This is a genomic window from Nocardiopsis lucentensis DSM 44048 (assembly GCF_000341125.1).
In the GTDB taxonomy this organism is placed as follows: domain Bacteria; phylum Actinomycetota; class Actinomycetes; order Streptosporangiales; family Streptosporangiaceae; genus Nocardiopsis; species Nocardiopsis lucentensis.
The window spans coordinates 1-528 of the sequence record NZ_ANBC01000701.1; the positions used below are offsets into that span (position 1 = coordinate 1).

General features: G+C 74.4%; 1 pseudogene. It reads left to right on the forward strand.

Annotated features, from left to right (window positions below):
• Positions 1-209 precede the first annotated feature (209 nt).
• Positions 210-528: pseudogene (locus tag D471_RS0124455) on the forward strand (hypothetical protein); the annotation flags it as partial.

A 528-nucleotide genomic window follows, 5' to 3' on the forward strand; every position in this document is an offset into this window, starting at 1 on the left:
GCTGGTGTTCGTCTACGACCAGATCCGCACGGCCCGGTCCGCCCGCCGGAAGGGCCGCGCACGGGACCCTGAACCCACCATGCCGGCCGACTGATCCCGTTTCCCTGGTTCCGGCAAACCGAAACTACCCTCGGTGACTCTGTGCTAACGTCAGGTCGCGGGCGGGGCCTCCCCGTCCCGATCACAGCACCCGTCGCGGAGGGCCCTCCATGCCTGCCACCAGCCGAAGCGGACGCGCGGCGCGCGCCGTCTCGGCCGCGTGCGCGCTGGCGCCCTCGCTTCTCTGGTTGCCACTGCTCGCCGGCGCCTTCCTCGCCACGCTGTGGCTGCTCGGCGCGTCCCCGGCCCACGCCGACGGGCTCGCCCTCGACGACGCCCGGCCCTTGTCCGACACCGTGCGGCTGAGCGAGGTCGTCCAGGTCACCGACCCGGTCACCGCCACCCTCGGCACCGTCCACCAGGGTTTGGAGGACCGCGCCGAGCGGACCGCCGAGGCCGCGGAGGGCCTGTCCGAGCCGGCCCGCGCCG